The 13,642-nt window shown below is 61.9% G+C and carries 14 protein-coding genes; 6 read left to right on the top strand and 8 right to left on the bottom strand.

The annotated features are described in order from the left end of the window. Positions 1–40: 40 nt before the first annotated feature. On the bottom strand, positions 41–1,063 hold the full coding sequence (locus ABIE18_RS17030) for a LacI family DNA-binding transcriptional regulator (protein ID WP_499723810.1): 1,023 nt from the start codon (positions 1,061–1,063) through the stop codon (positions 41–43). Between the two features lie 257 nt (positions 1,064–1,320). On the opposite strand from ABIE18_RS17030, the gene ABIE18_RS17035 reads away from it, so the two are divergent. Both ABIE18_RS17035 and paaZ read left to right on the top strand, forming a co-directional pair. Further along, positions 1,321–2,025 carry a tyrosine-protein phosphatase gene (locus tag ABIE18_RS17035; protein ID WP_499723811.1) on the top strand — a complete coding sequence of 235 codons (705 nt, stop codon included), beginning with the start codon at positions 1,321–1,323 and terminating at the stop codon, positions 2,023–2,025. A 242-nt stretch (positions 2,026–2,267) separates the two neighbouring features. Beyond that, a complete protein-coding gene (gene paaZ / locus ABIE18_RS17040; RefSeq protein ID WP_499723812.1) occupies positions 2,268–4,367 on the top strand; it encodes a phenylacetic acid degradation bifunctional protein PaaZ in 2,100 nt (699 codons plus the stop codon). A 162-nt stretch (positions 4,368–4,529) separates the two neighbouring features. Here the strand turns inward: paaZ and ABIE18_RS17045 are convergent, their stop codons facing one another. Continuing rightward, entirely contained in the window at positions 4,530–4,937 is a 408-nt protein-coding gene (locus ABIE18_RS17045; protein ID WP_499723813.1) for a VOC family protein, read from the bottom strand. 78 nt (positions 4,938–5,015) lie between these two features. On the opposite strand from ABIE18_RS17045, the gene ABIE18_RS17050 reads away from it, so the two are divergent. Beyond that, entirely contained in the window at positions 5,016–5,606 is a 591-nt protein-coding gene (locus ABIE18_RS17050) for a mismatch-specific DNA-glycosylase (RefSeq protein ID WP_499723814.1), read from the top strand. A gap of 19 nt (positions 5,607–5,625) precedes the next feature. Here ABIE18_RS17050 and ABIE18_RS17055 read toward each other — a convergent pair whose 3' ends face one another. Next, positions 5,626–6,183: a TetR/AcrR family transcriptional regulator gene (locus ABIE18_RS17055; RefSeq protein ID WP_499723815.1), complete on the bottom strand. Its 558-nt coding sequence runs from the start codon at positions 6,181–6,183 to the stop codon at positions 5,626–5,628. Between the two features lie 89 nt (positions 6,184–6,272). Between ABIE18_RS17055 and ABIE18_RS17060 the strand changes: the two genes are divergently transcribed. Beyond that, a complete protein-coding gene (locus ABIE18_RS17060; protein WP_499723909.1) occupies positions 6,273–7,322 on the top strand; it encodes an SLAC1 family transporter in 1,050 nt (349 codons plus the stop codon). 39 nt (positions 7,323–7,361) lie between these two features. On the opposite strand, the gene ABIE18_RS17065 is transcribed toward ABIE18_RS17060, so the two are convergent. From ABIE18_RS17065 to ABIE18_RS17075, 3 genes are read right to left on the bottom strand one after another with little or no spacing between them, the layout of a single operon-like run. Next, positions 7,362–7,964 (bottom strand): TetR-type transcription factor C-terminal domain-containing protein, encoded by a 603-nt coding sequence (locus tag ABIE18_RS17065; RefSeq protein WP_431116337.1) that lies wholly within the window; start codon positions 7,962–7,964, stop codon positions 7,362–7,364. 53 nt (positions 7,965–8,017) lie between these two features. Continuing rightward, positions 8,018–9,367, bottom strand: coding sequence for a phenylacetate--CoA ligase PaaK (gene paaK / locus ABIE18_RS17070; RefSeq protein ID WP_499723816.1), 1,350 nt, complete (start codon positions 9,365–9,367; stop codon positions 8,018–8,020). Positions 9,368–9,375: 8 nt separating this feature from the next. Beyond that, positions 9,376–9,843 carry a hotdog fold thioesterase gene (locus ABIE18_RS17075; RefSeq protein ID WP_499723817.1) on the bottom strand — a complete coding sequence of 156 codons (468 nt, stop codon included), beginning with the start codon at positions 9,841–9,843 and terminating at the stop codon, positions 9,376–9,378. Between the two features lie 119 nt (positions 9,844–9,962). Between ABIE18_RS17075 and ABIE18_RS17080 the strand changes: the two genes are divergently transcribed. Next, positions 9,963–10,526, top strand: a complete 564-nt coding sequence (locus ABIE18_RS17080) for a GNAT family N-acetyltransferase (protein ID WP_499723818.1) — start codon at positions 9,963–9,965, stop codon at positions 10,524–10,526. Between the two features lie 73 nt (positions 10,527–10,599). Here ABIE18_RS17080 and ABIE18_RS17085 read toward each other — a convergent pair whose 3' ends face one another. Further along, the gene (locus ABIE18_RS17085) at positions 10,600–12,156 is read right to left on the bottom strand and encodes a putative bifunctional diguanylate cyclase/phosphodiesterase (RefSeq protein ID WP_499723819.1); all 1,557 of its coding nucleotides are present in this window, start codon (positions 12,154–12,156) and stop codon (positions 10,600–10,602) included. A gap of 2 nt (positions 12,157–12,158) precedes the next feature. Continuing rightward, a complete protein-coding gene (locus ABIE18_RS17090; RefSeq protein WP_499723820.1) occupies positions 12,159–13,211 on the bottom strand; it encodes a hypothetical protein in 1,053 nt (350 codons plus the stop codon). A gap of 105 nt (positions 13,212–13,316) precedes the next feature. Here ABIE18_RS17090 and ABIE18_RS17095 point away from each other — a divergent pair, with 105 nt between their 5' ends. Next, positions 13,317–13,490, top strand: coding sequence for a hypothetical protein (locus tag ABIE18_RS17095; RefSeq protein ID WP_216926367.1), 174 nt, complete (start codon positions 13,317–13,319; stop codon positions 13,488–13,490). The last annotated feature ends 152 nt before the right edge of the window (positions 13,491–13,642 follow it).

Raw genomic sequence — 13,642 nt, forward strand, 5'->3', positions numbered from 1 at the left:
TGAATTCGGAAACTGCAGTGCAGAGTGCTGTGGAGAGGGTTTAGCTGCCGTGGGGTGGACGGAGCGTGCTGGCACGGTGCGTAATGACCGTGGGTACCAATTCCAGGGATTCGGTTGGTCCCTGGTTTTCGGTTTCGAGGAGATCGCAAATAATCTTCACCGCACGGCGGGATACTTCGGCCGGGCGGAGGTCAATGGTGGAAAGCGGGATGGGCTGAAGCTCAGCCAGGGTGGGGGAGGCGCTGCCGATGACGGATACATCTGTACCGGGAGTCAGGCCGCGGCTGGACAGGACGCGTCGAAGAACGTCCTGAACTGTGCCGTCCGGAGCGATGAAAGCAGGTACTCCAGTGGTCTCCGCCAAGGCTTTGTCCACGGATTCCGCGATCACCTCGCGGTCCGTTCCTCCGGGAAGGTGCAGCACCTTGACGCCCAGGCTTTGGGCGGCTTTGTCGGTGCCGGACATGAACCGCTCAACGTAGTTCACGTGGCGGTCCACTACTTCCGGCTGCCAGTCGAGGACGGAGATGACTTCATGGCCTGCCGCAGCGAGGTCGTGGACGCACTGTTCGCCGGCCATTTCAAAGTCGGCATCAATGCAGACCAGCCCCGAAGGATCATGCGGAATGCCGATGAGCACCACTGGAACGTGGAGGCTCCGGACGACAGGGAGCCGTTCGTCGTCGCCTTCCACCTGCATCAGGATCAGGCCGTCGCAGATCTGCTGGCCCACCACGCGCTGCAGCCCCGGTGCGCCCTCATCCTCGGTGACCAGCAGGATGTCGTGGTCATAGAGGCGGGCGGTGTTGGCGATCACGGAGACGAACTCCATGATCGATGCCATGTGCAACTCGGGGATGAAAGGGATGACGAGGCCGATCACGCGGGTCCTGCGGCTGGCAAGCGCGCGGGCTCCTGCATTTGGCTGGTAGGTCAACTGCTGGATGGCGTCCTCCACCTTTTTCCGCGTTTTCTCGGAGATGGGTCGCTTGCCACTAAGAACATAGGAAACCGTGCTCTGTGCAACGCCGGCGGCCTGGGCAACGTCCTTGCTGGTGGGCATGTCCTGGCCTCCTTGCGCTCTCTGCTGAACGGTTTGAACTGAACGGTTACTGCCGATCGGTTTCGGTAAGTCATCGATACGTATCGTCGATGCGTATCGAGAACGAGTATGACATGAGTCACTCGACCCACGCAATACCCCCCATCCGTTCCTCTCTCACATCCACCGGCCTTTTTGCGGATCCTCTCGCACATCCGGCCGCCTTTTGACGGATGTTCTCTCACATCGCTGCGGACGAATGTGTTTAGCTGGCTCCTATGGAGGGGACAGCATCGCACTTGGGCGTCCACTGGGATGGCGCCGTGAACGCCTGGCGGATCGCGGGGGACGTGTACAGGATGGGTCGCCACGAGTGGGTTACCGAAGCCGGTTGGCACCAGATGTACGACGACGGCATCCGCACTGTCATCGATTTGCGCGCCTCGGGCGAGCGGCGGCAACGCGACACCGATCCCGAGGTGCCGGACGACGTGAAGGCTCGGATCGACGTCGTACATTGCCCCACGGAGGACCCGGACCATAGCGATTTCGGCGAGCTCTTCGGGCCGTACCTGAAGGACCCGGCGCAGTACGGCGAGTATGTGAGGCTGTTTGCGGACAAGATCGCGGCCGTCTTCAAGGCCATCGCAGCCTCGTCCGGCAAGGTTGTGATTCACTGCTCGGCGGGCAGGGACCGCAGTGGGGTGATCGCACTCATGTTGCAACGTTTGGCCGGTCTTGGTGATGACGAAATCCTGCGCGGGTACGAACTTGCGGCACGGGGGATCAATGAGCGGCACCGCACCCACGGGGCACCCCACGCGCACGATCCCTACCTTTCGAACGAGGAGTTTGAGGCCTGGTTGGATCAGAAACGGGCGGGCGTGAGGACATTCTTGAGTTCTCTGGATGTCGAATCGTTCCTGGAGCGGAATGGTGTCACGGACGCAGAAGTGGCGGCGATCCGGGCCAAGCTGCGGTGATGTGAGAGAACGATGGCGGGAATCGGGCGGTATGTGAGAGAACGATGGCCGGAATCGGGCGGTATGTGAGAGAGGGACGGCCCGAATCGGGCGGTATGTGAGAGAACGACAAAATTGCTGCTGTACTCCTCCGGGCATTCATGTACCCTGTATATATTACCGAACGGCCGGTCAGTAATGTTTACGCTCCCGCAGCTCAATGACCGAGCCGATTTCACGTGCCTTGGAAGGACCCGTCGACGATGACCACTACCGCAGTCGCCCCGGAAACCACAGCCGTTGCAACCGTCCCCAGTTACGTCCAGGATGCCTGGTGGACGCCGGCTCCTGACGCCAAAACCGTCCCGGTCCGTGATGCCAGCACAGGAGAAGTCCTGGCCAACGTCAGCACCGACGGACTGGACTTTGCCGCCGTCGTAAATTACGGCCGCACCACCGGCCAAACGGAACTTGGAAGGCTGACCTTCCACCAGCGCGCGCTCAAGCTCAAAGAGCTTGCCATGTACCTCAACGGCCGGCGTGAAGAGCTGTACGAGTCCTCGTCGCAGTCCGGCGCCACCAAGATCGACAACATGATCGACATCGACGGCGGCATCGGCGTGCTCTTCACATTTGGGTCGAAGGGTCGCCGTGAACTGCCCAACTCGCAGGTTGTGGTGGATGGGCCGATGGAGGTGCTTTCCAAGGATGGTTCGTTCGCCGGTGAGCACATCTATACCCGCATTCCTGGTGTTGCGGTGCAGATCAACGCCTTCAATTTCCCGGTCTGGGGCATGCTGGAGAAGTTCGCGCCCGCGTTCCTTGCCGGTGTTCCCACCATCGTCAAGCCGGCCACCCCCACGGGCTACGTTGCGGCCGCCGCCGTCAGGGCGATCGTCGAGTCCGGCATCCTGCCCGCGGGATCCCTTCAGCTGATTTCCGGCTCCGCCCGGACCATCCTGGACGAGCTGGATTACCGCGACCTCGTCTCCTTCACTGGCTCGGCGTCTACGGCCAACTCTCTGAAGGGCCACCACAATGTGGTCCAGGGTGGTGTCCGTTTCACGTGTGAGACAGACTCCCTGAACGCCGCGATCCTTGGTCCCGACGCCGTTCCCGGCACTCCCGAATTCGACGCGTTTGTCCGGGCTGTCGTCACCGAAATGACCGTCAAAGCCGGCCAGAAGTGCACCGCCATCCGCCGCGTGATCGTCCCGAAGGAGCTGATTTCCGACGTCTCTGCCGCCATCGGTGCGCGCATCAACGAGCGTGTGGTGGTTGGTGATCCTCGTGCCGAGGGCGTCACCATGGGCGCCCTGGCTTCGCTGGAGCAGCTTGCCGACGTCCGCGCGGCCGTTCAGTCAATGCTCGACGCCGGTGGTGAGCTTGCGTACGGAACGCTCGATTCGCCGTCGGTCACCTCCGTCGGCGGCAAGGTGGGCGTCGTGGAAGACGGCGCGTTCATGTCTCCCGTGCTCCTCAGCTGGGCCGATGCCGAAGCCGAAGAAGTCCACTCGCTTGAAGCGTTTGGCCCCGTGTCCTCGGTGATCGGCTACACGGACCTGGCTGACGCTATCCGTCTCGCGGCCCGCGGCTCCGGCTCGCTGGTGGCTTCGGTATGCACCAACGATCCCTCTGTTGCCCGTGAACTCGTCACTGGAATCGCAGCCCACCACGGACGCGTGCACATGCTCAACCGCGAGGACGCTCGATCCTCCACTGGCCACGGCTCACCCGTACCGCACCTGGTCCACGGTGGTCCTGGCCGCGCTGGTGGTGGCGAGGAATTGGGCGGTATCCGCTCCGTCCTGCACCACATGCAGCGCACCGCCATCCAGGGATCGCCGAACATGCTCACCGCCGTCACCGGCCAGTGGCACACGGGCGCGGACCGCAACTTCACGGTCGAAACCGAAGGCGAGCACCCGTTCCGGAAGCACCTTTCGACGCTGAGGATCGGCGACGCCGTTCGCTCCGATCTGCGCCAGGTGACCCTCGAGGACATCACGGCCTTCGCCAACTCCACGGGCGACACGTTCTACGCCCACACCAACCAGGAAGCAGCCGAGGCCAACCCGTTCTTCCCGGGCATCGTCGCGCACGGGTACCTGCTCCTGAGCTGGGCTGCCGGGTTGTTCGTGGAGCCCGCGCCGGGTCCCGTGCTGGCCAACTACGGCTTGGAGAACCTGCGCTTCATCACGCCGGTAGCGGCCGGCGACTCCATCCGCGTCACGTTGACCGCCAAGAAGATCACTCCGCGTGAGACTGACGAATATGGCGAGGTTGCCTGGGACGCGGTGCTCACCAACCAGAACGATGAAATCGTAGCGACATACGACGTTCTGACCCTCGTGGAGAAGTAACCTTCTCTCACATCCGGACGCTTTCCGGCGGATGTTCTCTCACATCATCGCCCGTTGGGCCGGATGTTCTCGCACATCCCGACGGTTCCTGGCGGTTGTTCTCTCACGTAACGACGAAGCGCGTCCCCATGCAGGGGGACGCGCTTTGTCTTAAGGGGCTGGTTACAGCTGGTATTCGGCCTGCTGGCCCAGGGTCTCATGGATGCACAGAACGTTGTTCTCGGTATCCATGAACCAAGCGCACCTCTCTGCGTCCGTGGTGCAAATATGGTTATCGGTCTTGAGATCAGGCTCGTCGTAGTCCTGGAACTTGACGCCTTGGGCTTCCATCTCCGCAACAGTTCGCTCGATGTCCTCGACCTCAAAGCTCAGGGCAGTATGACCGGAGTGCTTACCGTCCGTGACCGGCAACAACTGCAGCATGGGGCCGCCGTCGTTGCCAAATAGATCATTTCCGTCCCATGTCCTGCCACGATGCGGAAGACCGAGCTTTTCCGCGTAGAACTCTCGTGCGCGGCTTAGATCATCGACAGGCAGGACAGTTGTGGCTGTGTTAAGGGCTAGATGCATTTGGCCACCTCCTACGCTGAAAATTTTACGCTTGAGGGCTCCGGAAGGATCTTACGAATCATGTCCTAGGGTGGACGAATGGGATTTAGCAGGGCGGAGCTTGATGCGTTTCGAGGCCTTACCCTGCCCGATTTAGTCTCGGATCAGACGAGGCTCCTGTTCGTCGGCATCAATCCTGGCCTGCGTGCTGCTGCGGTGCAGGCGCACTTCGGTGGTGGCAGCAATCGCTTCTATCCAGCGTTATTTCGGGCCGGCATCGTCGATCGTCGGATCGATGCCTCGGCAGGGTTCCGCCCCGAGGACCTCAATCATCTGCTGGAGCGGGGCGTTGGAATCACGTCCATAGTTGCGGGAGCTTCGGCTCGCGCGGATGAACTCACGACCGAGCAATTTCTTGCCGGAGCCAAAGAACTATCTGCGCGCGTTGAACTTATGGCGCCGGCACTGGTGGCGGTATTGGGAATAAGTGCCTACCGGACTGCTTTCGCCCGGCCCCGGGCGACGTGGGGGCGGCAGCCGGATTCGCTTGGAGGTGCCCCGGTTTGGGTGCTCCCGAATCCGAGCGGCTTGAACAGGCACGCAAGTCTTGCTGATCTCGCCGCTGCCTACCGTGAAGTCGCTGTCGCGGCTGGCATCGAACCCTTTTCCGGACCGGAACAGCTACCTTAGCCGGACCAACTGGCAGACTTCACAGTCCGTCAATGAGCCCGTCGATAATGTTGCTGAACCTCTCGGCGGGCCCGCCTGTTTTGACCAAGACGCTTAGTCCGATGACCGACGCAACGAGTTGGCTGGCGACAGTGTCGGGGGCCTGATCGGTGCGGAGTTCTCCAGTCGCTTGTCCTTGCACAATTGCTTGCCCGAACACGGCTTCGATGTGAGAGAACAGCTCGTTCGCAATGTGATTCACCTCGGCGTCGGCTGTGCCGAGCTCCGCCGCCGCGTTGACCATGACACAGCCGCGTTGATGCTCGCCCACGCCGGCCAGTGCAGTGAGTGCTTGTTTGAGACGCGGCCGGATTGGTCCGGGAGCTTGGAACATGCTGGTTAAGTACTCGAGTCTGGCCTCACTGTAGCGCTGAAGGGCACGCAGAAATAGGGCATGTTTGCTCTCAAACGTGTTGTATAGGCTGCCCTTGCCGATTCCCAACTCGCTGGCCAACTCCTGCGGCGTTGTGCCGGCATACCCCTGGCGCCAGAACAAGTCCATCGCCCTGTTAACCGCCTCACCGGCCTCAAATTGCATCGGTCTACCCATGGGAACAGCGTAGCGCCCATGGTATTGTACTTCTAGGTCAAAAACCGCTGTTGAGTACTTATTCGGCCCTCTACGCAGTGAGAAATGGGATCCCTTTGTCCACACACCCGCCCTTGGAGAACACTGTTGCCTTAGCGACTTCCCGTCCACCCCGAGTCCCCCTGAATACGCTCGCTATACCGCTGGGCTTGGCGGGCCTCGCACAAGTCTGGTCGGCAGCGACCTCGTCCTTCCAGGCCCCGATGGAACTTGCGCAAGCATTCTGGCTGATCGCCGCCATTGCCTGGCTTTGGACCATCGCGGTGCACGTCCATCGCGGCAGGCGCACGGATCAGTCGCTCTCCGATCAGCTCAAGCATTTCGCACAGGGCCCGCTCGCTGCCTTGCTTCCGATTGCAGCCATGTTGCTTGGGGCAGGGCTGCACCGCACCATTCCTATAGCCGGAACCATCCTGACCTTGGTTTCCATTGCAGTTGCCGCCGCGTTCGCCGCATGGATTTTGAACTTCTGGATGCGCGGCGAGTTGCCACTCGAATCCGTGCATGGCGGCTACTTCCTCCCAACCAGCGCGGCAGGTTTCGTCGGCGCGCTCACGGCAAGACAGACGGGACTTGACTGGCTCGCTGTCGGAAGTTTCGCCGTCGGCGTCTTCTTCTGGCTGGTGATCTCTGTGTTTTTCTTCCTGCGACTCGCGCTTCGACCTACGATGCCCGAATCCCTTACCCCGACGCTGGCGATCATGATTGCCCCACCAGCGGTCGCTGCGGCCGCATGGCTTGCCATCTCCGGGGGGCGACCTGACCATATGTTCGAGGGGTTGACGGCCATAACGGTGTTGATGGTTTTGATCCAGCTCACGCTGTTGCGGCGCTATCGGGCCTTGCCGTTCTCCCTGGGCTTCTGGTCGTTCACGTTCCCCTTGGCGAGTGTCGCCGCACTTGCCATCACGTGGTTGCACCTGGGCAAACCGGCTGGCTGGGAGGTCATGACGATTGGAGTGCTGGCGATGGTGACGACTGCCGTTGTGCTGGTTGCGGCAAAATCGATCACAATGTTTTTCCGCCTCGCCGCCACGGCCCGGCGACAAAGGATGAGAGAGGAACCGGGGAAACGCGTCCGGATGTGAGAGAGGAACCGGGGAAACGAGTCCGGATGTGAGAGAAGGTCAGGCGGCGGTGTGGAGGCCCTCGAACGCCATGGTGATGACGTCGTCGGCAAGTTTCTCGGGGGAGAGGGAGCCGCCTGGCTTGTACCACTCCACGATCGAGTTGATCGTGCCGAACAGCAGCCGGGTGACCGTGCGGGGATCGATGTCCTGTCGCAGGGAGCCGTCTTGCCGGGCCGCCGCGATGAGCGCGGCAACCTTGTGATCGAAGGCGCGCCGGCGTTCCAGGGCGTCGCGTTCGATCTCGGTATTTCCCCGCAGGCGCAGCAGCAACGTCACGAACGGCAGCCTGTCCACCAGTACCGCGATGGTCTGCCGCAGCACGAACTCCAGCCGAGCATCGGCTGGCCCGGAGGTGGCGGCAGGTTCGTCGAGGATGGCCTCCAAACCGCCCAGGGCGTGGTCCAGGGCGAGCTTCAGCAGATCGCCCTTGGACGGCACATGGTGGTAGATAGCTGACTTGGAGATCCCGAGGTTCTCGGCCAGGATGCCCATGGACGTAGCATCGTACCCGTGGCGGTTGAAGACGTCGACGGCGATGCGGAGCACCGACTGCTGGTCGTAACCGGGCCGTCCGCGCTTGGTGGTTGTCTCAGTAGGCATGGTGGCATTTTCTCACGATCTCTAGACGGGCTGCCGTTCAGCGACGCCGCATGTCAGCCCTTCGGCCGCAGGTCGTAGATCCGGCGGAGCTTCCCGTTGGAACGCTCAAGGGAACCGGGCTCCACAACATCAACCACGCAAGAGGACCCGACGTGAATCTTGATCTGCTCGCGCAAGGTGCGGGCCGCCGTCGTGCCTGACTCTGCGGGGACGTTTTCGCGCCGCTCGATTTTCACGGTCAGCGAATCCATGCGCTTGCCTTCGGGGCGGGTGATTTCAAGCTGGAAGTGCGGGCTGAGCTCGGGGATACGCAGGGCGATTTCCTCGATCTGGGAGGGGAAGAGGTTCACGCCGCGCAGGATGATCATGTCGTCGCTGCGGCCGGTGATGCGGCCCATCCGGCGGTGTGCGGGGCGGGCGGTGCCGGGGAGCAAGCGGGTGAGGTCCTTGGTGCGGTAGCGGATGATCGGCAGCGCTTCCTTGGTCAGCGATGTGAAGACCAGTTCGCCGGGTTCGCCGTCGCCCAGGACTGTGGAGTGATCGAACGGATCGATGATTTCGGGCCGGAAGTGGTCTTCCCAGATGTGGCAGCCGTCTTGCGTTTCAACAGCTTCGCCAGCCACACCCGGGCCCATGACTTCGGAGAGTCCGTAAATGTCCGAGGCCTTGATGTTCATGGTGGTTTCGAGTTCGTGGCGCATCTCTTCGGTCCACGGCTCGGCGCCAAGCACGGCGAATTTGAGTGATGTGGAGGTCGGGTCGATGCCCTGGTGCGCCATGGCGTCGGCGATGGTCAGCAGGTACGTGGGGGTGGCCAGGATGGCGTCCGGTTTGAAGTCCTGGATGAGCTGGATCTGGCGTTCGGTCTGGCCGCCGGACATCGGGATGACTGTGCAGCCCAGCGCTTCAGCGCCGGCGTGGGCGCCGAGGCCGCCGGTGAAGAGACCGTAGCCGTAGGCGTTGTGGACCTTCATGCCCGGACGGACGCCGGAGGCGCGCAGGGAACGGGCCACCAGGGTTGCCCAGTTGGCGAGGTCGTTCTTGGTGTAGCCCACCACGGTGGGGCGACCGGTGGTGCCGGAGCTCGCGTGGATCCGGGCAACCTTGTGCTGCGGGACCGCGAACATGCCAAACGGGTACTCCAGGCGGAGGTCTTCCTTGGTGGTGTACGGGAACTTGCCGAGGTCGCTCAACTCGCGGAGGTCGGTCGGGTGCACGCCGGCTTCATCGAACTTGCGCTTGTACAGCGGCACGCGATCGTAGGCGTAGGCCACCGTGTGCTGCAGGCGGCTGAGCTGGAGTGCTTCGAGCTCGTCGCGGGACATCGTTTCTTCGCGGTCCAGGACGGGGGCGGTTCCCTCGGAGGTGGGCGATGCGGGCGCGGCGACGGTGTTCTGGGTCATCTGTGTTCCTACTTCTTGGAGATGGTGCGGCTGCGGCCCCGGAACTCTGCAATGAGTTCTCCGGGATCTGGATCGGGGGTGGCGCCCTCGGCGCCTGGTGAAGCCGCGTAGATCTGGATGTCGTAGAGGCCGCTCCGGCCGGTACTCGCGCGACGGTTTGCGACGGCGGTAATCACCTGGCCTTCGAACGCCGGCTTGATGAAGTTGATGTCGACGCCGGACGCCACCGTGATGTTGGCGGCTTGCTTTGGCGTGGGGTTGGCCGGGTTGCAGGCCAGTGCGAAGGCCGTGTCTGCGAAGGCGAAGATCATTCCGCCATGAGCCATTCCGAATCCATTGAGCATTTCCTGGCGGAGGTGCATGCGGATGGTGGCATGGCCGTCGTCGATCTTGAGGACCTCAATGCCCATCCATTCAGACGCGTAGTCGTTCGTCAGGATGTGGTGCGTTGCACCGGAGAGGGTTGTTTCAACCATGCGTCATTGCCTCCAGCTTTATTTACCGAATGTTCATTAGGTAATCCCAGATCGGCCCAACTGTCAAGACTGGACAAGCTCAAGGCGAGGATTTGGACGCGCCTAGTAGCCTCGAAGACATGCCCGAAATTGAGCTTCCGATCATGACCGAACGACTCATACTGCGGCGTTTCGAGGCCGAGGACCTTGAGCGGTTCCACGCCTACCAGTCGCTGCCGGAAACCGCCCGGTACCTGCTGCGAAACGAACTGACCAAGACACAATCCATGGAAGTTCTGGGCCGCTACGCCAATGCACAGTTCAAGCATGAAGGTGACTGGGCTTGCCTCGCCATTGAACGCCAGGACCGCCCGGGGCTCATGGGCGAGATCGTCCTGAAATGGCTGGAGGGAACAGGCCAGGCTGAGCTTGGCTGGATCCTCCACCCCGAGGGCAGGGGCCAAGGAATCGCCACCGAGGCGGCGGAGGCTGTCATGAAGCTGGCGTTCGGCCAGTTGAACTTCCACCGCATTGACGCGAAACTCGATGCGCTCAACACTGGTTCCGCCGGTATATGCAAACGTTTGGGTATGCGGCTGGAAGCCACCCTCGTGGACAACTGGCACTACAAAGGCCAGTGGGCCACCGAGAACATTTATGCGATCCTCGACTCCGAATGGCGGGCGCGCCAAGAGGGGGCTTGACGCCGCCGAAACCGGCACCCGCCCCAATCGAAACGGGCGTCGCAGACTAAAGCCAGCCACCGCCGTCGTGCGTTTAATCCTGGATCGGCCAGGTCTTGTGGTGCTTCAGCTGTTCGGTGAGTTGTGCCTCCGGCAACGGCCGGCTGAAGTAGTAGCCCTGCCCGCTGGTGCACCCGATGCTGAGCAGGAAGTCTGCCTGTTCGGAGGTTTCGATTCCCTCCCACACGGCACCGAGGCCGCACGCACGAATGAGTTGCAGGACTGCCGCGAGGAGGGCGGGCTGCGCGGGGTCGCTGCCGAGCGCCGAGAGGAGTGTTCGGTCCACCTTGACGGCGTGCACGGGCAAGCGGCGGAGGTAATCAATGGAGGAGTAGCCGGTGCCGAAATCGTCGATCTCCATCTCGATGCCGAGCCGCCGGAGGCTGTTCAGCGTGTAGCGGTCAAGGTCGTTGCCTTGAATGACTGCGCTTTCGGTCAGCTCCAGAACCAGCAGCGAGGGGTCCAGCCCGGCCGAGGCCAGGGCTTCGCGTACGTCCTCCACGAACTCCAGCCGCTGGAGGTCTGCGGCGGACACGTTGATGCGCATATTGAAGTCGTGGCGCCCCGTCAGGGGGTCGCTGCGCCACCGCTGCAACTGCTCGACGGCGGTGCGCAGCACCCAACCGCCCAGATCCGAGATCATTCCCGTTTCCTCGGCAATGGGAATGAACTCGTCGGGCATGATCATGCCGCGGGTGGGGTGGTTCCAACGCACCAGGGCCTCGACGCCTTCAATTCCTCGGGTGTCCAAGCGGATGATTGGCTGGTAGTAGAGCACCAGCTGCGAACCGGCGATCGCTTCTTTGAGCTCACCTACGAGTTGGTTGCGCAGTTGCCGGGCAAGGAGCATGTCGGCGTCAAAAACCTTCAATTTGCCGCGACCATCAGCCTTGGATTCGTACATGGCGATGTCCGCTTCCATCATCAGTTCCTCGGCGCTCTTGCCGGGATCTGCCATACGAAGGCCCATGCTGGCGCCGCACCGTACGTGTTGGCCGTCGATCTCCATGGTCCCGTCCAGTGCAGCGAGGATCCGGTTCCCGATGGAAGCCGCCTTCGCAGGGGTAACGTCCTGCAGCAGGATCGCGAATTCGTCGCCGCCCATGCGGGCCACCATGTCCTCCTCGCGGACGGCAGCGCTGATGCGGGCCGCCACCGTTTCCAGCACTTTGTCTCCGATGGTGTGGCCCAGGGAGTCATTGACGCCCTTGAAGCCGTTCATGTCCATCAGCAGGATGCCTGGCCGTTGGTTGCCATTGGGGCCCCGGTCCTGGGCTTCCGCCAGTGCGGCCGAGAAGGCGGAGCGGTTGTGAAGGCCTGTGAGGGGATCGGTCATTGCCATGTGCTGCATTTCGCGGTGGGCCTCGTGCAGCTGCCGGGTGCGGGCTGCCACCCGCTGCTCCAGCTCTTCATAGATAATCTGGAGGTCCTCGGCAAGGAGGTTGGTACCCATGATCACGGCGTCGATCTCGTCGCGGGCATCAGAGATTTCAATCCTGGTGTTCAGGTCTCCCGCGGCAAGCCTGACGATGCCATCAAGCAGCAATCCCAGGCGTGGATCTGTTGCATCATTCGAGTTTTCCTCAGGCATGGTCACCCCCCGTGCGGTTCGCCTCGCTGATCAACCATATCCCGGAGGTATTCACGAACGGCCAAGCTTCGGTCCGGCAACGCTGCCTGATCGAAAAGGCTTGCAGTTTCGCTGAAGGTCGCCACGGCTTCTTCCCGCCGGTCCAGGGCGAGCAAAGTCCTGGCCAAGAGGAAGTGGGACTCCGCGGAGGTTTGGGTGGCGAGGATGGATGAGCGCGCACACAAGGGCTCAAGGATGGTGAGGGCTTCCTGCATGTCACCGTTGAGATAGTTCCAGTGGGCGCGGACCAAGGACATTTCCAAATGATCCCTCTCGGAACCGCCCACAATGTCTGTGGCGAGCTCGGCCCTCTCAATGCAGCGGAGCGTGGCGGCGTCACTCAGCCGGGCCTGGAGCCGCATTTCCGCCGAGGCGCGATTGAAGCGTGCCCACAAGTCCACGTCCTTGGATGGAGACAGCCGTTCGGAAGCAAGATCGTGATACCGGCTGCCATCTTCAACCCGGTTTGCCAGGAAGGCAACATTGCCGATAACCCAATAGCCCTTGCCCGCGGTGTCTTCGTCGATGTCTTCGGTCAGCAGGGATTCCAGCTCCAAGCACTCACGCCAGGCATCGTCCAGGAGCCGGCTTTCGGCAAGGGAAGCAATGAGTGCGCGCTGCGCCAGGATCTGCACGTACACCAGGTCCGCGTCCCGGGCAGCAAGTTTGGCGGCATCCGCGGCCATGGCAGCGGCCTCCGCCAACCGCCCCAGCCCCTGCAGGGCAACGGCAACCATGGTCCCGGCTTTGGCCCCAAGCTCAGGCGAGGACGCCGTGAGCTCGTGCTCGTTCAGTTCCAGTGCCAACGCCAGGTATTCATCGATCCGGCCTTGGTCCCGGAGACATTCCGCCTGCAAGTAACGCATGTTCCACCAGGAGACTTCATCCCCGGCATCAGCGGCAAGATGTGCAGCTTCACCGGCCAAGCGAAAGGCCTCATCAAAGTGACGTTCTTTCCATTTGGCGCGCGCATTGAGTCCGGCTACAAGATGGGGCGTTAATTGTGGACTCTGCATGTGCCCATTATCCATGTCCATAGTGAAGAAAAGCTCGTATAGTTTGCCTCGTGACCTTTTTCAAGTCACACCGGTAATTCGCATCAGTAGGAAAGGGCACAGCGGATGAAGAAATTTGCGGCAACACTGCTCATGGCAGCAGTCCTGGCAGTAACGGGGCTCGCTGCTCCGGCTAATGCCGAGCCTTCGCAGGACAGCAACAGCACGGCAATCGGCTGGTGGCCGAACAGCACTACCACCAAGACTGAAACCACCACCATAGGTTGGTGGCCGAACTAAATTGGGGGAGCGCCTTTCAAGGCCACATGACTCAAACTGATGCCCTGGGCTTTTGCTCGGGGCATCAGTTTTGTTGCGGATTGTGTCGCAGATTAGTGACTTTGCGGGTCAGGTTCAGACCAGCCGTTGACCAGCCTGTCATGGACGGGTGC

The sequence above is a fragment of the Arthrobacter sp. 2762 genome (assembly GCF_040548745.1).
Lineage (GTDB): Bacteria > Actinomycetota > Actinomycetes > Actinomycetales > Micrococcaceae > Arthrobacter.

Excerpts from the sequence above, each read along its gene's own strand:
- ABIE18_RS17065 (WP_431116337.1), bottom strand. The coding sequence starts at position 7,964 with ATGCCTACTGAGACAACCACCAAGCGCGGACGGCCCGGTTACGACCAG.
- ABIE18_RS17035 (WP_499723811.1), top strand. The coding sequence starts at position 1,321 with ATGGAGGGGACAGCATCGCACTTGGGCGTCCACTGGGATGGCGCCGTG.
- ABIE18_RS17080 (WP_499723818.1), top strand. The coding sequence starts at position 9,963 with ATGCCCGAAATTGAGCTTCCGATCATGACCGAACGACTCATACTGCGG.
- ABIE18_RS17085 (WP_499723819.1), bottom strand. The coding sequence starts at position 12,156 with ATGCCTGAGGAAAACTCGAATGATGCAACAGATCCACGCCTGGGATTG.
- paaK (WP_499723816.1), bottom strand. The coding sequence starts at position 9,367 with ATGACCCAGAACACCGTCGCCGCGCCCGCATCGCCCACCTCCGAGGGA.
- ABIE18_RS17075 (WP_499723817.1), bottom strand. The coding sequence starts at position 9,843 with ATGGTTGAAACAACCCTCTCCGGTGCAACGCACCACATCCTGACGAAC.
- ABIE18_RS17045 (WP_499723813.1), bottom strand. The coding sequence starts at position 4,937 with ATGCATCTAGCCCTTAACACAGCCACAACTGTCCTGCCTGTCGATGAT.
- ABIE18_RS17050 (WP_499723814.1), top strand. The coding sequence starts at position 5,016 with ATGGGATTTAGCAGGGCGGAGCTTGATGCGTTTCGAGGCCTTACCCTG.
- paaZ (WP_499723812.1), top strand. The coding sequence starts at position 2,268 with ATGACCACTACCGCAGTCGCCCCGGAAACCACAGCCGTTGCAACCGTC.
- ABIE18_RS17055 (WP_499723815.1), bottom strand. The coding sequence starts at position 6,183 with ATGCAATTTGAGGCCGGTGAGGCGGTTAACAGGGCGATGGACTTGTTC.
- ABIE18_RS17095 (WP_216926367.1), top strand. The coding sequence starts at position 13,317 with ATGAAGAAATTTGCGGCAACACTGCTCATGGCAGCAGTCCTGGCAGTA.
- ABIE18_RS17090 (WP_499723820.1), bottom strand. The coding sequence starts at position 13,211 with ATGCAGAGTCCACAATTAACGCCCCATCTTGTAGCCGGACTCAATGCG.
- ABIE18_RS17030 (WP_499723810.1), bottom strand. The coding sequence starts at position 1,063 with ATGCCCACCAGCAAGGACGTTGCCCAGGCCGCCGGCGTTGCACAGAGC.